This is a genomic window from Hyphomicrobium sp. DMF-1 (genome assembly GCF_027886585.1).
GTDB classification, from domain to species: Bacteria; Pseudomonadota; Alphaproteobacteria; order Rhizobiales; family Hyphomicrobiaceae; genus Hyphomicrobium_C; species Hyphomicrobium_C zavarzinii.
In genome coordinates this window covers 1,581,735-1,604,315 of sequence record NZ_CP115706.1, presented here as the reverse complement: position 1 = coordinate 1,604,315, position 22,581 = coordinate 1,581,735, and the positions used below count along the sequence as shown (strand labels likewise).

Genomic DNA, 22,581 nt, shown 5'->3' with positions numbered 1-22,581 from the left:
GTTTGCTATGGAGACCCGAGGCATTCGATTTCGCGGCAGCGTGAGAACCGGGCTTTGCGCTCCGTGCGGCGGCGCTGTCTACGACGTCAGGATCATCCTGCACGTCACACTCAATACGATCAGTAACTACGCGAAAAAGTGCCGGCCCGGCCGGATCGACCGACGGGGCAAGACCTGAGCTCAAGCTCAGCCTCACGAAGTAGGCATTCACGCCTCACCCGCCGCGCGACAACGTAGATCGAGAGGCTGCTCATGAGTACGCAGGCCGCTACACGTTCGCTGCAATCCTTCCAGGCCCCATGGGCGTTCAGTCTTACGCAAGATGCCATGGCGTATTGGATCGACGCCTGGCAACGCAGCATCCTCACGCTCGACGTCTTGCGCGAACGCAGCGCCCGCTACGACGCGCACGCCGCAAAGCAGGCGCCCCACGTCCTGAAATTCGATTGTGAGCTTGTGATGGACGGCCGCGCCCTGCCCCGGCCGGTCAACTACGTCCTCGCTCGCATAAAGCCGCCCCGCGGCGCAACCATCGACGACAGCAAACGTCCCTTCGTCATCGTGGATCCTCGCGCGGGCCACGGCCCCGGCATCGGAGGTTTCAAGCCGGATAGCGAGATAGGGGTCGCCTTCAAAGCGGGGCACCCCTGTTACTTCGTCGGCTTCCTGCCTTCCCCCGTATCCGGCCAAACGATCGAGGATGTTGCGCTCGCGGAGGCAGCCTTTCTCGAACGCGTCATTGCCGATCATCCCAAGGCCGACGGAAAGCCCGCCGTCATCGGAAACTGCCAGGCCGGCTGGGCGGTCATGATGCTCGCCGCGCTGAAACCCGATCTGTTCGGCCCAATCATCATCGCAGGCTCGCCGCTTTCCTACTGGGCAGGCGTTCGCGGCGAGAACCCGATGCGCTTCACGGGCGGCCTGCTCGGCGGAAGCTGGCTGACGGCCCTCACCGGAGATCTAGGCGCAGGCAAGTTCGATGGTGCGTGGCTGGTCTCCAACTTCGAAAACCTGAACCCGGCCAACACGCTGTGGTCCAAGCACTATAACCTTTACGCCAACGTCGACAAAGAGGCGCCTCGCTTCCTCGAGTTCGAGCAGTGGTGGGGCGGGCATGTTCTACTCAACGCGGCGGAGATGCAGTTCATCGCCGACGAGCTGTTCATCGGCAACAAGCTTGCGCGCGGAGCGCTGACGATGAGCGACGGCGCGCAAGTCGATCTCCGGAACATCAGATCGCCCATACTCGTCTTCTGCTCGAAGGCCGACAACATCACGCCACCCCAGCAGGCACTCGGCTGGATCCTCGACCTTTATACCTCGGTGGATGACATTCGAGCCCACGGCCAGACGATCGTTTACGCGGTTCACGAGACCATCGGGCATCTCGGGATTTTCGTTTCGGGTTCCGTCGCCCGCAAGGAGCACGACGAGTTTGCGAGCAACATCGACCTCATCGATGTTCTGCCACCGGGGCTGTATGAAGCCGTCATCACGCCAAAAAAGGAGACGGACGCAAAAGACGAACTCGTCGAAGGCGAGCATCTGGTCCGCTTCGAATCTCGCACCCTGGACGACATTCGCGCATTCGGCGGCAACGATGCTGCAGACGAGCGCGAGTTCGCGGCCGTCGCGCGGATCTCGGAGATCAACCTCGGCCTGTATCGGACCTTCGTTCAGCCTTGGCTCAAGGCCTACACCACCGAGTGGATGGCAGATGCCATCCGCAATCTCCATCCGCTCCGCCTCCAGTACGAGATGCTGTCGAAGGACAATCCCTACGTTAAAATGCTGGAATGGATGGTGAAGAACGTCCGGGAGACACGCCAGCCCGTTCCGGAAAGCAATAGCCTTTGGCAGGCGCAAAACCACGTTTCGGATTTCATCGAGACGTCGCTCGATGCTTACCGTGAGACGCGAGACAAGGCGCTCGAGAGCGCATTTCACGCCATCTACGGGTCGCCGCTCCTGCAGGCTCTCGCCGGTTTGAGGACGAGCGACGATCAAGCCTATCGGCCCCAGCCAATGACAGCCTCCCACGCCGCCCTCGTGCGCCGGCATATCGCCGAGATCAAGGAGCGTGCCTCCCAGGGTGGGCCGCGCGAAGCGGCGCTGCGCGCGCTGATTTACATCCGCATGCCCGACGGCGTGATCGACGAGCGCGGCTTCAATCTGCTGCGCGCCATACGCAAGGAGGCCGGCAAAGGATACAGCCTCGATGAGTTCAAGCGCGTCCTGCGCGAGCAGTTCCTGCTCTTGTTGCTGGACGAGCGTAAAGCCGTGGCGGCACTCCCCGGCATGTTCGCCAAAGAGCCTGCGCTCACGCAACGCATGGCGGACGCGCTTCATCGCATGGTGGATGCCGTTGGCCTGCGCAGTGATGAAGCCAAAGCGCGGCTGACCCACATCGAGCATCTCATCGACGAGGCAGCCACAGAGAAGGCCAGCCTCCCCGCTGAGCACGAAACCCAGGCACGTCTGCACGCGGCCCGCATAAGACCCGCACGCGTGCAAACGGTGAGGGGCGGCAAACACCCGCAGTGATTGATAGCGAATGGGAGAGCGACCATGGCGACGCTACTACGCCCTACGGATCTCAATCTGATGGCCTCCGACGCCGAAGCGGCGAAAATGGACGAGGAGCGAAAGCTCAAACAAAAGAAAGATCAGAAGCAGCTCGAGCTACGCGATGCCTTCATGGGGCGCGAGATCCATCCCGAGGTATTCGACCGCTTGAACCAGGCGGTCAGCGTTGCCGCCCAGCGCGGACTGCATCAGATCCAGGTGATCACGTTCCCGAGCAGCTACTGCAGCGACGGCGGACGCAGGATCAACATCGCAGACCCGGAATGGCCGAGCACGCTGCAAGGCTTCGCGAAGAAGGCCTACGATTTCTTCGACGCCGAGCTCCGCCCTCTCGGCTACAAGCTTCATGCCGAAATCATCAGTTTTCCGGGCGGCATGCCAGGAGACGCAGCGCTTTACCTCAAGTGGTAGCCAGCAGGCTGCGTAGTGTGTTGTGACGTCGGGAGGGCCATTCTCATGACCAAGAAGGCCACTGTCTCTCATATTCACCGGCACGAGAAATACGAGCGGCTGATTGCGGCAGCCGCGGAATTGCCTCCCCTTCCCGTCGCCGTGGCGCACCCGTGTGACGAAACCTCCCTCCGCGGCGCCATAGAGGCGGCCGAGCACAGGCTGCTCGCTCCGATCCTCGTTGGTCCCGAGCGTCGTATCGCCGAGCTGGCCGAAGCGTGCGGCCTCGCCCTCGGCAACTACGAGATAATCGATGTCCCGCACAGCATCGCGGCCGCCGAGAAGGCCGTGGAGCTGGTCCGCGAGGGCAAGGCGGAGCTGCTGATGAAGGGCAGCCTTCACTCCGACGAGCTTCTCGGCGCGGTAACGCGACGGGAGGGCGGACTGCGCACGGGGCGGCGCATCAGTCACGTCTTCATCATGGACGTCCCCACCCACGCTCAGACCCTGTTCATCACGGACGCTGCCGTGAACATCACTCCCGATCTTATGGCAAAGCGCGACATCATTCAGAACGCCATCGACCTCTTCGCCGCGCTTGGCCTCGGCGTACCAAAGGTCGCGATCCTGTCGGCTGTCGAGACGGTGAACCCCAGCATCCCCTCCACGATCGAAGCGGCGGCTTTGTGCAAGATGGCGGACCGCGGACAGATCACAGGCGGCATTCTGGACGGCCCGCTCGCCTTCGACAACGCGATCAGCCTCGAGGCCGCGCGCATCAAGGGCATCAAGTCGCCGGTCGCTGGCCAGGCACAGATCCTCGTCGTCCCGGACCTCGAAGCAGGAAATATGCTGGCCAAGAACCTGACCTTCCTGTCGGGAGCGGACGCAGCCGGCATCGTGCTCGGCGCCCGCGTGCCCGTGATCCTCACATCGCGCGCCGACAACGTGAGAACTCGGCTGGCGTCGTGCGCGGTCGCATCGCTTCTCGCTTACAGCCGCAGGAACAAGGAACCGATAAGGGCGTGAGCCATGACCGAAACAATTCTGGTGGTCAACGCAGGAAGCTCGAGCATCAAATTCCAGCTGTTCGCGGTTGGAGCGGGCGATCGGCTCGAACGGATGATCAAAGGGCAGGTCGACGGCATCGGAACCCGGCCGCGCTTGGTCGCGGTCACGTCCCAGCGCGCGATCCTCGCCGATGAGACGTGGCCGCCTTCCGAGGTCGCCACCATTCCGGCCGCGCTCGACAAGGTCATTGCGTTTCTACGCCCCCAGATCGGCGGCAACCTGCCCAACGCTCTCGGCCATCGCGTCGTCCATGGCGGTCCACACTATGCCAGTCCCGTGGTGATGACCTCGGCAATCCTGTCCGAGCTGGAGAAGCTGACGCCGCTCGCTCCACTCCATCAACCGAACAACCTCGCCCCTATCCGCGCCGTTTTGGAGCGCCGTCCGCATCTGCTGCAAGTGGCCTGCTTCGATACGGCATTCCATCGCGGTCATCCGGAGCTTGCGGACAGATACGCCATCCCGCAGAGCCTCTACGCGGAAGGCGTGCGCCGCTACGGCTTCCATGGGTTGTCTTACGAATACATCGCGCAGCGCCTGCCTCAGGCCGCGCCTCAGATTTCGAACGGTCGGATTGTAGTAGCACATCTCGGCAGCGGGGCCTCCATGTGCGCGATTGCCGGCGGGAAGAGCATGGATAGCACCATGGGCTTCACCGCCATGGACGGGTTGCCTATGGGCACCCGTCCAGGGCAATTGGATCCGGGCGTCGTGCTCTATCTCCTGACGGAAAAGAACATGACCGCGGATGCGGTCCAGGACTTCCTCTACAAGGACTGCGGCCTCAAAGGCCTTTCCGGCATCAGCAACGACGTCCGTAATCTTCTCGCCAGCACCGACCCGCGGGCAGCCCTCGCGTTGAACTATTTCACGTATCGCATTGCCCTGTTCACCGGGATGCTCGCGGCCGCGATGGGCGGCATCGATGCCTTCGTGTTCACCGCAGGCATCGGAGAGAACGCGCCTGCCATTCGCGAAGCCGTCATCCGGCGGCTCGAATGGCTCGGCCTGCGTCTTTCCTCGCAGGCCAACAAGAAGAACGCTCTTTGCATCTCCCGCAAAGGTACAAAAATTCCATGCTTCGTCATCCCCACGGATGAAGAGCTAATGATCGCGACGCACACCCTCCAGGTGATGCGCAAGCGCGAGTATGCAGGCTTTCAGGAAAAAAGCGCATGATCGATCTTTCGACCCTGGCCCTTCTCAAGGGCAAGAAGGCGCTGGTCACGGGCATCGCCAACGACCAGTCGATCGCGTGGGGCTGCGCGAAAGCGTTTCATGCGTTCGGCGCCGAGGTGGCAGTGACATACCTCAATGAAAAATCGAAGCGCTTTGTGGAGCCGCTGGCGCACGAGTTGAAAGCCCCCATTCTGATGCCGCTGGACTTGCAGAAGCCAGGCGAGCTGGAAGCCGTGTTCGATGCCGTGGAGAAGAAGTGGGGCACCCTCGATATCCTGCTGCATTCCATCGCCTTCGCTCCCAAGGACGATCTTCACGGCCGGGTGGTGGACTGCTCTCGCGACGGCTTCCTGCTCGCGATGTCGCTGTCCTGCTGGTCATTCATTCGCATGGCCAAACTTGCCGAGCCGCTGATGAAGAACGGCGGCACGCTCTTCACCATGACTTACTACGGCTCGCAAATGGTCGTCGAAAACTACAACATCATGGGCCCCGTGAAAGCAGCGCTCGAATCCGCCACGCGCTACCTCGCGGCCGAGCTGGGCCCGCAAGGCATCCGTGTCCACGCGATTTCGCCCGGTCCCTTGAAAACACGCGCCGCCTCCGGCATCAGCGAGTTCGACAAGCTCCTGCAGAAAGCGCAATCGAAAGCGCCAAGCCGCAGCCTCGTATCGATCGACGATGTCGGCGTGGCCGTCGCCGTGCTCGCGATGAACGGCGCCAAGCTGATCACCGGAGAAACGCTCTACATAGACGGCGGCTATCACATCATCGATTAGGCGCAGACCGCCCAGCTCATCCGAAGGGCAAGAGCCCCTTTCCAGCCCGGCTTAGTAGCGTGCCGGAATCTCTTTGACGGTGTGCTCGGAAGCCTTCCCCGACGCCTTCCGCTTCGGCAGCTTGACCCTCTCTCGCGGAACGCTCTTGTAAGGGATCTTGCTCAGTATGTGCTCGATGATGTTGAGCCGCGCTTTTCGCTTGTCGTCCGACTTTGCAACATACCAGGGAGCCCACGCAGTATCCGTCGCTCGGAACATGTCGTCGCGCGCCTCGGAATAATCGTCCCATCGCGTATAGGACTTCAAATCCATCGGAGAAAGCTTCCAGATCTTGCGCGGATCGTCGATGCGGGCTTCCAGTCTGCGCGTCTGCTCGTCCGGACTGACCTCCAGCCAGTACTTCAGCAGAATGACCCCCGACTCCGTGATAGCCTTCTCCACGTCGGGAACCACATCCAGGAAACGCTTCGTCTGCTCGGCGGAGCAGAACCCCATCACGCGCTCCACGCCTGCGCGATTGTACCAGCTGCGGTCAAAAATCACGATCTCGCCGGAAGCCGGAAGATGGGGAATGTAGCGCTGAATGTACATTTGCGATTTTTCGCGCTCCGTCGGCGCGGGAAGCGCGATGACGCGGAAAATTCGCGGACTGACGCGGGCCGTGATGGCTTTTATCGTGCCACCCTTCCCTGCGCCGTCGCGGCCTTCGAACACGATGCAGATCTTGCGCCCCTCGTGCCGAACCCACTCCTGAAGCTTGACGAGCTCGCCATGCAGGCGTTTGAGCTCCTTCTCGAAAGCTTTCCGCTTGAGCTTGCCGTCACTGTTCAAATCGTCGTCGTCGGATTTGTGCTTGCCGGCTTCGTTCACGCCCTTTCGAGCCATCCGCCGCTCCGCCATGCAAACCTCCCTACCCGGCGGGCTCACGCCCGCGTCAGCTGCTCACTGGTATTTGGTTCTTGCGCATTGACCGATTGCAGCCGGCAGGCATTGCCTTCACCGCTGTGGACGATCCGGATTGCGCCGCCGCGCAGACATCAAGCCCTCGCAGAACCGCAGGCCTCCGGACGCCGGCGGCTCCGGTCCCATAGTCCAGTTCGGTATCGATCTCTGTGAGAGGCATCCAGCGCGCCTCCGTGAAACGGTTCAAGCCTCGGCGACCGCTAATCGTCACTATACCAAACGAACCAACAAGTACGCCATCGGATGATATAGTAAATTACGGCAATCTCTCTTTGCGGCGCACGCTCATGGACCGGTGTCATGATTGACGCGAAGCACTATTTCGCAGACGACACGCTTTCGGACGGCACGCCCGTGGTCGTCCGTGCGATCCGCATGGACGATCGGTCCGCCATCCTCGCTGCTTTCAGGGGACTCGACCGCGAGTCCGTCTACACGAGGTTCTTCACGTACAAGAAGGCCCTGACCGGCCAAGAGCTGCATGCGATCACGGATGTCGATTTCGACCACGTCGTCGCCCTCGTTGCAATTGGCCCGCCCGAGAAAGGCGCGCCGCTGATAGGCGGCGGCCGTTACGCCGCCGCACCGGGCCGGGACGCAGCTACCGTTGCGGAGCTTGCCTTCGTCTCAGCCGGGGAATGGCGCGGCCGTGGCGTAGCCTCTCTTCTCCTGAGGCATCTCGTCCGGATTGCCCGCGAGCGAGGGCTGACGCGCTTTGAAGCTGAGGTCCTGGCGCAAAACGGAGCCATGCTGGGCGTTTTCCGCCGCAGCGGTCTGCCCATGACGACGACGGTCGACGGCGACACGATCCACGTCTCACTCGCGCTGGCACCTCTGGCCTGACCGTCCACCGCAGGCACGAGCTTCGGCGGGCAAGCCCCCGGCAGGTGCCAAGTCAACCAAAACCAATGGGGACCTGCCCCGTCGGAGAAGGGATAGTGTTCATCTATCAAGCACGGCGAATATGGTATAAAGTCCCGTCTGCCATTTTGACAAAGCTATCCTGACTATGCGCGGTTTGAACAGGCACCAGGCCATCAGGGCCGTCGTCACCATCCTTTATGGGATGGCGATGCTCATGTTGCCGTTTGCCCATCGGCCGGCAAGCGCCGCGCAGGATCTCTCGGCATATGCTCTGCCGGACGGCACAATTCCCGAACTCTGCTTGACCAGCAGCGGCGAGTCCGGCCTTCCACGCGCACCCCATTTTGGAAAGGTCTGCGACGCCTGCCTTTTGACAGGCGCTCCTGGGCTCATCAACCCCGACGGGTCGCTCGGCGCGCCCCTGCTGCTTCTCTCGGAAGATCTCGGCGCTCGCGCTGCAATACGTTCGGGAGAGCGCCTTTTCATTACTGCCGATGCGCGCCCTCGCGCCCCTCCCCAGATTCTCGCCTGATCACACGAGCCACAACGGATCTTTGGCAACCGGTCTCTGCCCCGCTTGGCAGAGGCGGTGTGTTGAGCGAGAGCCAGCAAAATGCAGACCGAACAAACGTCCACCGCAATGCGGCGCGGCGAAAATACTCACAATATCAATCAAGACCTCGTGACCCCAAAGCAGGAGCTTGCTCCCGGCCGCTCGCCATCGAAGCCGGCGCAAGAGGCCGACACCGCTTGTTTCCGGGAAGGAGCATGGGTGTTCAAAAGCGGGCAAAAGGCCAATGCCGTCTATCAGGTGCTTTCGGGCGCTGTCCTGCTGACCCGCCCCACCGATGAGGGAAATGAACAAGTCCTAGAGGCGCTCGGAGAACGGGCAATCGTCGGTGTGACGACATTGGCGGCTTATGAGTTCGGGGCGATGGCGATGACGCGCGCAATCGTGCGGCGCATTCCGATTTCGGCGATCCAGGAGTCGATCGAGGCCCAACAGCTGATCTCCGCACAGCTCGCCACCAGTTTGGCGCGTATCCGCGATCAGGTTGCGTTCCGCGGCCGGAAGGCGGCCCCTCGCCTGGTCGCATCCGCGTTGTTGTCGCTGCCGGCATGCGCCACTATTCGAAGCACAGAGGACTCGCGACGCGTCTTGCACACGCGCGTCATGATGACGGAGCCCGAGCTCTCGAGCTATCTCGGCTTGACGCGACAGACCGTGGGACGGGTCCTGGCGAACCTTAAGGCGGACGGGCTCATTCGCCTGGCAAGCCCTCGCCTTCTCGTCATTCGCGATCTTCCGGCCCTCGAGTTGATCGCCTCCGGCGAGAAATATCGGGCACACCCTGAGAGCTTCTATGAGGAATAGCGCGGCGCGCGTAGCAGGCGAAAGCCGTCTCCCGGCCCCACGGCCGGGATGCGCGGGTCATCAATCGGCGCCGGGACGCGCTGGAGTTAAGCGGATGCCAGTCACGCGTAGTTGTCAGAAGATCTGACTAGCGCCGCTGCGGAGAGAACAACCCTCGACGCTTCCGGTGGGCGCCCAATCCTTCAGCCGTCTCCGCCCCCGTCCGCAAAACTGGGCTCCCCGCCCTTTGGCGCGGCCGACCGGGTCGGGTGAACACGGCGGGCGTTCGGAATCTTCGGGCCTCTGTAGTATTGGGTCATTGCCTCGATGCAAAGCGGCTGCAGCCCGGCGCCGCCGCTGTCGATGTGCGCCTTCAACGCGTTGCGCATGCGCGGCTCCCACGAGGCATGGATGTGCTTTGCGATGCCGTCGAGCGCCTCCTCCTTGGGATAGACAGCGAAGAAGTCGGTTATCTGGTTTGCCATACGGACAAGGTTGCTGACTTGCATGATCCAATTCCGTTGTGATGCGGATGGGCAATTGTGATTTAGCCCGACCTGAAACCTAAAAAGCGATCACGGATCACTTCGCTGCCTCGAGCGTCACGTCCTTGACGATACGCTTGTTGGCCATCGTCCTCACCCGCTGTTCCTCCTGCCACTCCGAAGGTGCATTCGAGATCGTCACCTGGACTGCCGTGACCTTGTACTCGGGACAATTTGTGGCCCAGTCCGAGTTGTCCGTCGTGATCACGTTGGCGCCCGTCACTGGATGATGGAACGTCGTATAGACGACACCCTGCGGCATGCGATCGGAGACCACGGCCGTAAGCGTCGTCGCGCCCACCCGGCTCGCGAGCGACACCTTCATGCCGGTCCCGATGCCACGCACCTCTGCGTCGTGCGGATGAATCTCCAGTATGTCCTCGGGATGCCACACGACATTGTCGGTACGCCGCGTCTGCGCGCCGACATTGTAGTGCGCGAGGATGCGCCCGGTCGTCAAAATCAGCGGGAAACTGCGGTTGGTACGCTCGGCTGTCGGCACAAAGGCCGTGAGCATGAAGCGCCCCTTGCCACGCGTGAATTCGTCGACGTGCATCACCGGCGTGCCTTCGGGATGCTCGTCGTTGCACGGCCACTGTATTGATCCGAGTTCGTCGAGACGCTCATACGAGACGCCCTGGAACGTCGGCGTCAGTCGTGCGATCTCGTCCATGATCTCGGACGCCGAATTGTAATTCATCGGATAGCCCATCGCGGTGGCGAGGCGGCAAACGACTTCCCACTCGGCCATGCCCTGTTTCTCGCGCATGACCTTTCGCACCCGGTTGATCCGCCGCTCGGCATTGGTGAACGTGCCGTCCTTCTCCAGGAACGACGTGCCGGGCAGGAAGACGTGCGCGAACGCCGCCGTCTCGTTGAGGAACAGATCCTGCACAATGACGATGTCCATCGCCGACAGCGCATGCTCCACGTGGTGCGTATTCGGATCGGACTGGGCGATATCCTCGCCCTGGATGAACAGCCCCTTGAACACGCCATCAGACGCGGCATCGAACATGTTCGGGATCCTGAGCCCCGGCTCACCGGACAGCTCGACCTTCCACTCCCTTTCGAATTGCGTGCGCGCCTCGACGTTGGCGACGTGGCGATACCCCGGAAACTCGTGCGGGAAAGAGCCCATGTCGCAGGAGCCTTGCACGTTGTTCTGCCCGCGCAATGGATTGACGCCCACGCCTTCGCGCCCGATGTTTCCCGTCGCCATGGCGATGTTGGCCATCGCCATCACCATGGTCGAGCCCTGGCTGTGCTCGGTGACACCGAGGCCGTAGTAGATCGCCGCATTGCCGCCAGTCGCGTACAGACGGGCGGCTCCGCGCACCATTTCGGCCGGAACCCCGGTGATTGGCTCCAGTGCTTCGGGTGAATTTTCCGGGCGCTTAATGAACTCCTCCCAGCGGGCGAAGTCGGACAGCTCGCAGCGCCGCTCCACGAACTTGCGATCGATCAGGTTCTCGGTCGCGATGACGTGACCGATCGCGTTGATGATCGCGACGTTCGTCGATGGCTGAAGCTGCAGATGATAAGCGGCCTGGACGTGCGGCGAGCGCACGATGTCCGTTCGCCGCGGATCGATCACGATCAGCTTCGCGCCCGCGCGGATGCGCTTCTTCATGCGTGACCCGAATACGGGATGGCCGTCGGTCGGATTGGCTCCGATGACCATGATCACGTCGCAAACGTCGATGCTTCTGAAGTCCTGCGTTCCCGCCGACTCTCCGAAGGTCTGCTTCAACCCGTAGCCGGTCGGCGAGTGGCAGACGCGGGCGCACGTGTCGATGTTGTTGGTGTTGAAAGCCGCGCGCACCATCCGCTGCACCGCATAGACTTCCTCGTTCGTAGTCCGCGACGACGTGATCCCGCCGATGGAATCCTTGCCATACTTCCGCTGCGTGTCTTTCAGTCGCTTCGCCGCATAGTTGATCGCCTCGTCCCAGGAGACGACCTGCCACGGATCGCTGATCTTCTCGCGGATCATGGGCGTCAGCACGCGATCCTTGTGTGTCGCATAGCCGAACGCAAACCGGCCCTTGACGCAGGAATGACCTTCGTTGGCGCCGCCATCCTTGTACGGCACCATGCGCACGACCTCATCGCCGCGCATCTCGGCCTTGAAGCTGCAGCCCACGCCACAATAGGCGCAAGTCGTCACCAGGCTGTGCTCCGGCTGGCCGATGTCGACGATCGAGGACTCGATCAGCGTGGCCGTGGGGCACGCCTGCACGCAGGCCCCGCAGGACACGCATTCGGAAGAGAGAAACGCCTCGTCCATGCCGGGCGAAACGCGGCTATCGAAGCCGCGGCCGGAAATCGTCAGCGCAAATGTGCCCTGCACTTCCTCGCACGCCCGCACGCAGCGGCTGCAGACGATGCACTTGGATGGCTCGAACGTGAAGTAGGGGTTCGACTCGTCTTTCGGCCGCCACTCGGCGTTGACCTCGCCACCCCTCTTGGCGAAAACGTGGTTGGCTCCGTCGTAGCCATAGCGCACCTCGCGCAGACCGACCGCGCCGGCCATGTCCTGCAGCTCGCAATCGCCGTTGGCGGCGCAGGTAAGGCAATCCAGCGGATGATCGGAGATGTAGAGCTCCATGACGCCGCGGCGAATTTGCATGAGACGCGGTGTCTGCGTCTTGACGACGATACCTGGAGCAACCGGAGTGGTGCAGGCTGCCGGAGTTCCGCCGCGCCCCTCGATTTCGATGACACAGAGCCGGCACGAGCCGAAGGCCTCTATGCTGTCGGTAGCGCAGAGCTTCGGCACCATGGTGCCAAGCTCGGCTGCGGCGCGCATGATTGATGTGCCTTCAGGCACCGTCACCTGCTGGCCATCGATTGTCAGCGTCACGGACTTCGCCGACTTCGCGCGCGGCGTTCCGTAGTCCGTCTCTTTTATGAGAGTTGCTGGTTCCGGCATGCTAACTCCTCCGCATATGAGGGAGAGACGTCTCGGTGGAGAAAGACTAGCACGCCGATGCCGCGATTTGAAATCTTGTCGTCACGTATCGTCGCCCCCATGACAGCCGCGCGTAGACTGCCCTCTCGCACGCAACGGTCAAATCCCGCGCCGACACGTTCGTTTCCACTCGGTGGACAGTCCACGCGGGCTTACGAGATCGCGCGAAACTGATTACTTCGCAAATGCGGCATGGCCGCTGCCGATCGTGGATACCGAACGAGAAATCCATAAGTGGAAGGCATATGCGGGCTCAAACATCGTCAGGCTCATAGAGGGCGCAGGCGAGTAACGCAGGCAGGGCTGCGGTCGAGGCCAACACCGCAAACAACGCCATCGGCACCCCAAAAGGATGCCAGTGCATAACTGCGGCTATGCCGCCGAGCAGACCGGCCATGGGAATTGGCAATGCCAGCCAAAGCGGCCTTGGAATATCGAGAAGCCGCTTGGCGCAAAGGAGTGCGACCACGGTCACCTGACCGAAATACCAAGCCACGAGCAACAGCCGGCCCGCCTTGGTGGTTGGCGGCGCCAAAGAGGCTTCCTCGCTTCCGCAGAGGAGCGATACGCCGAGCAGGAAGATGGACGCCGACGCGATCATAGCCCAGCGCCACGCGTCTCTAGATAGTGATCCGCGCAGAGAGAAGAACACCTCGAATGAGCTGGAGGTTCCAATGCGCGATTTATCCTGGAAGGTGTCGGACATCACGGACCTCACGAGAGATCTGCCCAAGGGCATCGGCTTCCTCGAAGTCCACGAGGACGAGAGTTGGCGACGCAGCGGCCAATCCAACGCGTGCGCCCGCCATATTCACCGGCGAATTCGTGATCGACAGGGACAAGGGGACAAATGGAGAGGATCTGGAGGCTGGGGCCTGTGACAGGGAGGAAACCCCAATCCGCCGCTGCCTTCAGCGAGGTTCCGGCGTCCTCGGATCGCCTCGCTGCAAAAAAAGAAATAAAGAACATGCTCAGCCCTCTCATCTGGGGGCCGGGCCGTCCCGGACATTCTTTTCTAAGGGAAGGTCGTCCTTCCGCTTCCAAGTTTAACGGCGGCGTTCCGCGAGTTCAATATCGGTGAGCGCAGCGCACTCAAGCGTTCCAGCGGAACAGGCCATCCGCCGCGCGGTTTCTCGACGGCCGAGAAATGACCCGTGTTCGGGAGTGTGACCAAGCGAGCGCCTGGCAGCGCGGCCTTGGTGCGCTCCCGCTCGGGAAGCGCGACCAGTCTTTGTCGCCGTAGATCAGCGTCACTGGGGCTTTGACGGCGGAAAAGCGCTCGCGGGCTTTGGACCAGGACCGCCACTGCTGAAGGACTTTGCGAGCGACTCGCTTGTAGGTGATTGGCGAGTGGTGGGCCGGCCTGACCCGTTCCGATGATGGCCGCGTCATAGTGCTGGGTCACTGGTGAACTCCCGTGGACCGCATTGCAGATGGGCGCGGAGCGGCACCCATCGCCCTCTACTTTGCCAGAGGGCTCCATAGCTTTGAGGTATCAATTCGAGAGCCGCTCAATGGATTGGACACTTTGGGCAATTGTCTATGCTCCCTGACGGAACTGATCAGGGCTTTCAACACTTTATGTGATCGAGCCTCTGGGGCTCGCCCGAGAGGTCCGCCGCAAGAGGATGCCCATGGCTCAAGATGCAAGTGCTGAGACCATGACGACTCTCCCGTCGGCGGTTGCCAAGACCTCCCTTTCCCACCGCCTCTTCGAATGTCGCAATCTTTCGCTGGAGTTGGCGGTTCCGCTCACCCCCGAGGACATGACGGTCCAGCCGATGGAAGACGCGAGCCCGACGAAGTGGCACCTCGCGCACGTGACGTGGTTCTTCGAGACGTTCGTTCTCTCGAAGCACCTCATGGGCTATCGGGTCTTCGACGAAACTTTCAACTACTGCTTTAATTCGTATTACGAGGCGTTGGGGCCGCGCCAGCCGCGCCCACGGCGCGGTGTGCTGACCCGCCCCTCGGCAGAACGACTCGTTGCCTATCGCACCCACGTTGACGAAGGCTTGAGGAAGCTTCTTGCAAGCGGATTCGACCCGGAAAGCGACGTCTGGCGGCTGATCGAGATCGGAATCAATCACGAACAGCAGCATCAGGAGCTGCTGCTGACCGACATCCTCTCGCTCTTTGCTTCAAACCCGCTTCGACCGTCTTATGCGCGCCCCGCGCCCGCAGACGCGGGGATCGCGGCCGACCCGGTCAGCTGGATCGCATACGAGGGCGGCATTCGCGCTGTGGGCCACGAGGGCGACGGGTTCTCGTGGGATAACGAAAGCCCGCGCCACAGCGTTCTCATCCACCCATTCGGTCTCGCCGACCGGCTCGTGACAAATGCGGAATGGCAAGAGTTCATGCGCGATGGCGGATACCGGACGCCATCCCTGTGGCTCGCCGACGGCTGGGCGCTCGTCAACCGCGAGCAGTGGCAAGGTCCCCTCTATTGGGAGGAGCGCGACGACGGCCTCATGCAAATGACGCTTCACGGCCTGCAGCCGGTCGAGCCTGCTGCTCCCGTCTGCAATGTCTCCTACTACGAGGCTGATGCCTTCGCACGCTGGGCGGGAAAGCGCCTTCCGACCGAGTTCGAATGGGAGATCGCGGCCGCAGGCCTGCCTATCACGGGCAATACGCTCGGCTCTCGCGCGCTTCGGCCGCTCCCCGCCGAGCCCACCGGCATCCGTCGGCCGCGTCAGATGTTCGGCGACGTCTGGGAGTGGACTGCGAGCTCCTACCTCCCTTACCCCGGCTATCGCCCTCCGCCAGGAGCAGTCGGCGAGTACAACGGAAAGTTCATGGTTAGCCAGCACGTGTTGCGCGGCGCTTCCTGCGCAACACCGGACGGTCACTCACGCGCGACCTACCGCAACTTCTTCTACCCCCACCAGCGCTGGCAGTTCGTGGGCCTGCGCCTAGCCTCGGAGGCCGTCTGATGCGCCACGCCGGCTCCAATGCCCGCCTTTTGGAACCGCAGCCGGAGGTCGCGGACGAGTTTGCTCTCTCTGTTGTCGAGGGCCTCTCGCGGCCGCGCAAGGCGCTCCCCTGCCGCTTCTTCTATGATGCTCGGGGGAGCGATCTCTTCGAGCAGATCACCAGGCTCCCCGAGTACTATCCGACGCGAGCCGAGGCACAAATCCTGTCGGCCTACGCTGACAAGATGATGGCTGAAATAGCCCGAGACAGCGTGCTCGTCGAGTTCGGCTCGGGCTCGAGCTTGAAGACTGAGACCCTGCTTGCCCGTGCGCCGGACGGCATCGCCTATGTGCCCATCGATGTCTCGGAGAGTGCCCTCGCCTCCGCGCAAAGGCGCCTCGATGCGCGCTTTCCCCACATCGCAGTGCGACCGCTCGTCGGGGACTTCTCCCTTCCCATCGAGGTTCCGCCCGATCTCAGCGGACGGTCCAGGACGGGGTTTTTCCCCGGCTCGACGATCGGAAATCTCACGCCCCCGGATGCGGTGGAGCTCCTGCGTACGTTCAAGTCGACGCTACCTCGGGGAAGCAGGCTCATCATCGGCATCGACTTGAAGAAGGACGCGAGGAAGCTCGTGCTTGCCTACGACGATGCCGCGGGCGTCACGGCCGCTTTCAACCTCAACCTTCTTGTGCGCATCAACCGGGAGCTCGGGAGCGCGATTGATGTCGCATCCTTCCGCCACGAAGCGATCTATGAGCCGCGTGAGGGGCGCATTGAGATGCATCTGGTGAGCACCATTGAGCAGGAGATCTCGATCGCCGGGCATCGAATCCATTTCGAAGCCAACGAGCGCATCCACACGGAGAACTCCTACAAATACTCGATCGCGCAGTTCCAGGAGCTGGCTCTCTCCGCGAACTGGACGCCGGCTCATGTCTGGATCGATGACGAGGGGCAATTCAGCGTGCACGAGCTCATCTCGGGCTGAGCTGAATGGCCTCGCTGCTCGCCGCCGATCGTAGCAAGCGGCATTTGCTGTGCGACCTTCGGCCAGGGGCATTGCATGGTCCTCATAGCCAAGCGCTATGAATTCGAGACCGTCCAGGTATTTCCATCCGCTACCCGCCGCCCTCACCATGCGTGACGAAGCGGGTATCTAAACCTCCCTCTTCCAGAGAAACGACGCGCCTCCCGGCGCCACGGGTTTACCCTGTCCATCAGGAGACTTGCATGACCAAACCACTCAAGATCGCCTCGGCTGCCACCCTCGCGGGCGCGCTCGCGTCGGCCCTCGCGCTAGCCGGCTCGGCGTCCGCTTTTCGCCTCGATGCAGACCGGCTCGCTTCGACGCTCAGCACACTACGACCGTGGTCGCCGACTTCTGCTATTGGGACGCTGCTACCGTTGCGGCGCCGAGATTGCGGACGTCAGCCGCCCGACAGATGGGCACTTGAATGCAATGCACAGCACCTCAATAAGCGGACACATTGGAGCAAGCGTCGCATCCACAGCGATTGACCTCATTGCCTTAAACCGCACACCGCCAAGCTCTGGGCGGCTTGGCTGGAAAAGGTGCCCATTTTTCCACAACCATGAGGCGTGCTGACGGCAAGATTCGCGTAGTCCCCAGCGACTCATGCAAGAAAAAGCTCCGTCGTACGCATATCGGTGTGCGAACACATGCGGGACTATTGCGCCATGCCCACATTGCAGGATTTCGATCCGGTCGAGTTTGTTCGAGCAGAGCTTGCCAAGCTCAGAACTGAGCTGTTGGATTTTTCCACGCGCAACAAGCTCCTGAGCTTTAAGCACTCTGATCGGGGAAGCGACTACATCCGCGCTGTCGACGAGCTGCCAGCGGAAATGTTCCGTCACTTGAGTAGCGGCGGCATGCGTTTCAAGCCACTACCGCATATCACTCATGTTCCTCCAGACGAAATGACTGAGGAGTTCAAGTCTGCTTTAAACGAAACACGCCAATCTGATGAACCCTATCTCGAAGCGGTCAAGAGGCTAACAGAAGACGGGCTTCAGCCAGAGCAAGATTTCTGGCTCGAACGCAAACTCAGGGACACTGTTCGAGTTTCCCTCGGCAAGGAGCCTATCTCCGTACGCACTAACCGGGTCAACCTTGCAGTGTTTGCCGCAGCCAATGGCATTGATCCCAACTATGAGCTCCCCCATCCTGACGGCGCTGCGCGCAACGATCATCATGACAAATTCATTCAAACACTCTTCCTTCCAGACGATCTGGATCGGCGCGTACGTAAGATTTATGAATCGTACCAAGATCACATTCAGGAGAAGGGGATCAACGTCCTCAATGCTGCGTTGGGCTTCCTCGAGTGGTATGAAGACGACAGCTCGAGTACAGCCCATTACGCTCCGCTAATTCTCGCGCCGCTCACGCTCACCCGTAGTACTGACCGAGGCCAGATCGGCTATACGATGTCGGCTGAGCCCGACGAAGCACAGCTGAACGTCACGCTTCAGGAATTTCTAAAGCAGAAGCACCAGCTCACGCTTCCACCCTTCTTGCTGGCCACCGAGCAAGATCAGCCTGGCGATGGAGCGCAGGACGAAGCGGCGCTGCTCGAACCCTGGCTCGCCCAAGTGGCCGAGGTGATCGCATCAAAGCGCCGCTGGCGCGTCCGCCGATTCGTAACGATTGGTACGTTCCCATTCTCACGCCTCGCACTCTATAAAGATCTCGCGACAGAGGACTGGGCAGGCGATGTGTTATCTAAACATGAGCTGGTAGGCCGGCTTCTCGGCGGGCGCGGCCTCACTGACACCTTCGAATCCGCCACTGGAGCCGACTATCCAATCGATGACCCTAGTTTCCCACTATCCGTACCGAGCCTTGTGCTCGAAGCCGATTCCTCACAGCACTCAGCTGTGATCGATGCGATAGCCGGGAAGTCTTTCGTCATTCAGGGCCCACCCGGAACCGGTAAATCGCAGACAATTGCCAACATCATCGCGGCTGCCCTGGATGCTAACAAGCGCATCTTATTTTTGGCCGAGAAGAGCGCCGCTCTCAATGTCGTATCGAGCAGACTGAAGGATCGGGGCTTCGGTCCGTTCCTCTTTGAGGTCCACTCGGACAGGACCCGCAAATCTGAGATTTTGGCTTCAATCTCTGAGCGATTGAACCTCCAGACACTGTATGCGCCCGAAGCTGTCGAGCGCAAACTCGAGCAGCGCAGATCGTTGCGTGATAAGCTCGCGCGTTATGTCGCGCTGATGGGTAAGCCGATTGGTAAGCTTGCGCGACCATTACATCAGCTTATGTGGTTCTCAAACCGCTATTCCCCCGACCTTGATCCTCAGCTACCAGCCGGCCTGGAGAAAGTCGGGATCGCACATGCGCTTGCCATAGATTCGCACACTCTCGATCGGCATCGCGCGTCCCTCGACAGTCTTGCAAATGCACGAAATGCTATCCTGTCAGGCGCTCAGCAGCTTGTCGGCCATCCCTGGCGTGGCGTTGGCGAGACGAACCGGTTCCTCGCCAATCACGTCGTGGATGCGGCAAGCGCTGCCGACCATGAGATTCAGCGCCTCATCCACGCCGTCGCGACACTTAGAGGGGCGGGCTTTAATGTTCCTGACAACGTTAGGGGCTTGCGAGATTGGGTCGACGCAGTTTCGCGGATTCCTGATCTCGCGGCAGATCCGCAACTTTTGTCGCTCTGCCTACAGGCAGGAGACTACCTGACCACGCTTGCTGATTACGTCGAGCGTCACGTCAAGCTCTCCGGTGTTCTTGGCGATCTTTTCGTCGATCCCACAAGCCTAGAGCCAAAGACACTTAACGAGCTTCTTGGCTCCTGCCAAAGGCTCGGTATAGAAGCGAGTGTAGCGGCCTTAACAGCCGCTTCCATATATGCACTAGAAGAACTGCAAACACTCGAGCACACCGCAAACGACCTGAAACGGTTCGTTGACTTCCTTGGCACACCTTGGCCCGCGTCCACAAACGACGCACTTTCTTTTGTCAAGGCAGCCAAGTTGTTTGTCGAGGAACGCGATGAGGTCCTCGATGCGCGAACGGTCGGCATGCTTGCCGATGGCAGCGAGCGACTCATCGCGGTGGCGGGCCGGAAGGCTATAATGCTCGCCAGTCGCGAGACTTCGCTCAATGAGCAGTTCGATGTCCCGCGAGCGCGGCGAGAATTCTCAAGTGAGGCCCTCTATAAGGCCGCTGATACCCTGGCCGCGTCAAATGTCTTAACGGCGTTCTCATCAGAAGCGCGGCAAGCGAACACTATGTGGCGTGGCCTGGTCCGAAATCCGACGAAAGCCAACGCGCACACGCGCTCCGGGCACCTAAGAGAGATTGCGTGTCTGCTTGCCGAGGCAAATGACTTTGCCGAGGATCCGAAGAATAGAGAGGTCCTTGGCCCAGACTTTCAAGGCCACCATTCCGACTTCGACCTCTATAGGGCAGCTGCAGATCTTCTCCGGTCAGCCGCCTTGACCATGGCGCGATCGAGCGCACCTTTTCGATCAATTGCCTATCAGAAGCTCCTAGGGGAAAGCACCAATAACCTGCGCCTTCTGCGCGCTCGCTTTTCTTTCGATGACCTTACCGACTTGGAGCGCCGGCTATCAGCATGCGAGCCTGCGGAAGAAGAGCTCGGCAATATGGTGGATCGGGCTAGGCAGCGCCATGCAGCGATTGCGTCCGCGCTCGAGAACGGCCGATGCATTTTGACCAAAGAAGCCAGCCTCTCGATGGACAAGTCGCCGGATGGCGAATGGAAACAAGCCAAGGATCTCGTGGAGTGGAAGCGACGCGAAAGGGAGCTCAGGGACCGCGCAGATCTTCGGAAAGCTCTTGGCTCCACCTACGACGCTATTCTTGACGATCCGGCTGTGCTGCGAGCAGCCCTGGCGTGCGCACAGGGAATTGAGAGTGCAGGTCTCCCGGATGCCGTGGAGAGAGAGATAAAGGCGAGTGCAAATCCTCATCGGTATCGCGAGATTGCGAGACATGCGGCCCCTCAGCTCGCTGCAATCTTGGCGGACTTCCAGGAAAAGTGGGACCACTTCGCCGCCACGGCGCAATTGTCCGAAGTCGACTTCTTGGGCAACGCCGGCGAAAGCCATTCCGTTTCGCTCGGAGAGGTTCACTCTCGACTGCAACGTGCGGTGCAGAGCACGGAAAGCTTGCTCGATTGGATGCGCTACAAAAATGCCTTCGACGAAGCGCTCTCGACCCCGATCGCGCCGATTGCCAAGGCGTTCGATGCACTTGAAGCGACCGAAGAGCGCCTTGCAGATGTTTTTGAACTCTGCCTCGTGCGAACTCTCATCCGACATCAACTCGATACTGAGGGGCGTGAGCTTGCCGATTTGACGGGAACTACTCTTGACGACGCACGGGCGCGTTTTGCAGCGCTGGACAAGGAACTCCTCAATCTCGAGGCCAAGCGTATCGTCGCAAAAGCGACACTGCAAACAGCGCCGTACGGAAACGATCAAGGCCCGCGCTCGACGTGGTCAGAGCGCGCATTATTGGAAAACGAGGCAAATAAGCGAAGGCGACATATTCCACTTCGTGATGTGATCCGTCGGGCGCCAAACGCACTGCGCGCGCTTAAACCCGTCTGGATGATGTCTCCGCTCACGGCGGCCCAGTATCTGCCACGGCAAGATGGCTTCTTTGACGTCGTCATCATCGACGAAGCTTCGCAAATGAAGCCCGCTGATGCTGTCGGTGGACTCGCACGCGCCAATCAAACGATCATCGTCGGTGACCCGATGCAGTTGCCGCCGACCGACTTTTTTGGAACAAGCGCCGATGGAGCCGATGGCCAGGATGGGGCTGCCGCAGGACAGAGTTCGATCTTGGATCTCGCTGAAGCCCGGTTAAGGCGAACCCGAATGCTGCGCTGGCACTACAGATCGCGACACGAAAGCCTTATCGCGTTTTCGAACAGGCACTTTTACGATGACCGTTTAGTCGTCTTTCCGTCCGCCACCGACTCCTCCGACGGTCTTGGCATTGAGCACGTTTATGTTGGCGGCCAGTATCTCGGTGGGGGCACAAACTCCGAAGAAGCGCGCGTTATGGTCGATCGAGCGCGCGAACTCATCGAGCGCAGCCCTGAGCTCAGCATCGGTCTCGTTACTACGAATACCCAGCAGAGAGAGCTTGTCCTAGAAGTTCTCGAGAAGCTTGCTCACGAGAACAAGAGCGTTGCCGACTACCGGGCACGGTGGCAGGAGACACTAGAGCCACTTTTCGTCAAAAACCTGGAGAACGTGCAGGGCGATGAGCGTGACGTCATCCTTATCTCGACCGTGTTCGGTCCAGGCGAGACTGGACAGGTCGCCCAACGCTTCGGCCCCATCAACAGCGAGGCAGGGCATCGGCGCCTCAATGTGCTTTTCACACGCGCCAAGCGGAAGATTGTGCTTGTGACCTCGTTGAGGTCCGGAGACATCGTCGCGGCGCCGAGCGCCAACCGCGGCGTGCACGTTCTCAAGAGCTTCCTTGAATATGCGGCCGTTGGCCGGATTGAACCGGGCATCGAGACAGGGCGACCTCCGGACAGCGACTTCGAAGTGCACGTGGCTGGCAAGCTTCGGCAAGCAGGCTACGAAGCCGTGCCACAGGTTGGGGTCGATGGCTTTCGCATCGATATCGGCGTCCGACATCCAGGTTGGCCGAACGGCTTCCTTGCTGGAATCGAGTGCGACGGCGCCACATATCACTCTGGTGTAACAGTTCGAGACCGCGATCGTTTGCGGCAGGAGATTCTGGAAGATCTGGGCTGGCGGCTCTACCGCGTCTGGTCCACCGATTGGTTTACCAACCAAGACCGCGAAATGCGCAAAATGCTGGCTTGGTTGGAGGCGGTTCGCGCTACGGACTAGTGAACCAACCGACCAAAGCTCTTGGGCCAAGGCTGCGTCGGATCAGAATCGACGAGCGGTAACCAT

Annotated in this window: 14 protein-coding genes; 10 read left to right on the top strand and 4 right to left on the bottom strand. The window is 60.9% G+C overall.

From position 1 onward, the window contains the following. Nucleotides 1–327: 327 nt before the first annotated feature. Genes PE058_RS07175 through fabI form a run of 5 tightly spaced genes read left to right on the top strand, consistent with a single transcriptional unit; the run spans nt 328 to nt 6,005 of the window. Nucleotides 328–2,544: a DUF3141 domain-containing protein gene (locus tag PE058_RS07175; RefSeq protein ID WP_271030601.1), complete on the top strand. Its 2,217-nt coding sequence runs from the start codon at nt 328–330 to the stop codon at nt 2,542–2,544. Between the two features lie 24 nt (nt 2,545–2,568). Further along, nucleotides 2,569–2,997, top strand: coding sequence for a hypothetical protein (locus PE058_RS07170; RefSeq protein WP_020088054.1), 429 nt, complete (start codon nt 2,569–2,571; stop codon nt 2,995–2,997). A 45-nt stretch (nt 2,998–3,042) separates the two neighbouring features. Further along, a complete protein-coding gene (locus PE058_RS07165) occupies nt 3,043–4,005 on the top strand; it encodes a phosphate acetyltransferase (protein WP_271030232.1) in 963 nt (320 codons plus the stop codon). A 3-nt stretch (nt 4,006–4,008) separates the two neighbouring features. After that, a complete protein-coding gene (locus PE058_RS07160; protein WP_271030231.1) occupies nt 4,009–5,226 on the top strand; it encodes an acetate/propionate family kinase in 1,218 nt (405 codons plus the stop codon). Further along, nucleotides 5,223–6,005, top strand: coding sequence for an enoyl-ACP reductase FabI (gene fabI, locus PE058_RS07155; RefSeq protein ID WP_271030230.1), 783 nt, complete (start codon nt 5,223–5,225; stop codon nt 6,003–6,005). The genes PE058_RS07160 and fabI overlap by 4 nt, the downstream gene beginning before the upstream one ends. 51 nt (nt 6,006–6,056) lie before the next feature. On the opposite strand, the gene ppk2 is transcribed toward fabI, so the two are convergent. Then, complete coding sequence (gene ppk2, locus PE058_RS07150; RefSeq protein ID WP_271030229.1) at nt 6,057–6,890, bottom strand: polyphosphate kinase 2; 834 nt, start codon at nt 6,888–6,890, stop codon at nt 6,057–6,059. Nucleotides 6,891–7,268: 378 nt separating this feature from the next. On the opposite strand from ppk2, the gene PE058_RS07145 reads away from it, so the two are divergent. Next, on the top strand, nt 7,269–7,811 hold the full coding sequence (locus PE058_RS07145) for a GNAT family N-acetyltransferase (protein WP_271030228.1): 543 nt from the start codon (nt 7,269–7,271) through the stop codon (nt 7,809–7,811). Between the two features lie 634 nt (nt 7,812–8,445). Further along, nucleotides 8,446–9,207 (top strand): Crp/Fnr family transcriptional regulator, encoded by a 762-nt coding sequence (locus PE058_RS07140; protein ID WP_020088061.1) that lies wholly within the window; start codon nt 8,446–8,448, stop codon nt 9,205–9,207. A gap of 182 nt (nt 9,208–9,389) precedes the next feature. On the opposite strand, the gene PE058_RS07135 is transcribed toward PE058_RS07140, so the two are convergent. The 3 genes from PE058_RS07135 to PE058_RS07125 form a co-directional block, all read right to left on the bottom strand. Beyond that, nucleotides 9,390–9,695 (bottom strand): formate dehydrogenase subunit delta, encoded by a 306-nt coding sequence (locus PE058_RS07135; protein ID WP_040499011.1) that lies wholly within the window; start codon nt 9,693–9,695, stop codon nt 9,390–9,392. 73 nt (nt 9,696–9,768) lie between these two features. Then, on the bottom strand, nt 9,769–12,666 hold the full coding sequence (fdhF, locus tag PE058_RS07130) for a formate dehydrogenase subunit alpha (RefSeq protein ID WP_271030227.1): 2,898 nt from the start codon (nt 12,664–12,666) through the stop codon (nt 9,769–9,771). A gap of 292 nt (nt 12,667–12,958) precedes the next feature. Next, a complete protein-coding gene (locus tag PE058_RS07125; RefSeq protein ID WP_156827601.1) occupies nt 12,959–13,411 on the bottom strand; it encodes a hypothetical protein in 453 nt (150 codons plus the stop codon). 928 nt (nt 13,412–14,339) lie between these two features. Here PE058_RS07125 and egtB point away from each other — a divergent pair. The 3 genes from egtB to PE058_RS07110 all read left to right on the top strand — a co-directional run bounded on the left by egtB (nt 14,340) and on the right by PE058_RS07110 (nt 22,515). Next, entirely contained in the window at nt 14,340–15,644 is a 1,305-nt protein-coding gene (egtB, locus tag PE058_RS07120) for an ergothioneine biosynthesis protein EgtB (protein ID WP_271030226.1), read from the top strand. Continuing rightward, nucleotides 15,644–16,615 (top strand): L-histidine N(alpha)-methyltransferase, encoded by a 972-nt coding sequence (gene egtD / locus PE058_RS07115; RefSeq protein WP_271030225.1) that lies wholly within the window; start codon nt 15,644–15,646, stop codon nt 16,613–16,615. The genes egtB and egtD overlap by 1 nt, the downstream gene beginning before the upstream one ends. A gap of 710 nt (nt 16,616–17,325) precedes the next feature. Beyond that, nucleotides 17,326–22,515, top strand: coding sequence for a DUF4011 domain-containing protein (locus tag PE058_RS07110; RefSeq protein ID WP_271030224.1), 5,190 nt, complete (start codon nt 17,326–17,328; stop codon nt 22,513–22,515). The last annotated feature ends 66 nt before the right edge of the window (nt 22,516–22,581 follow it).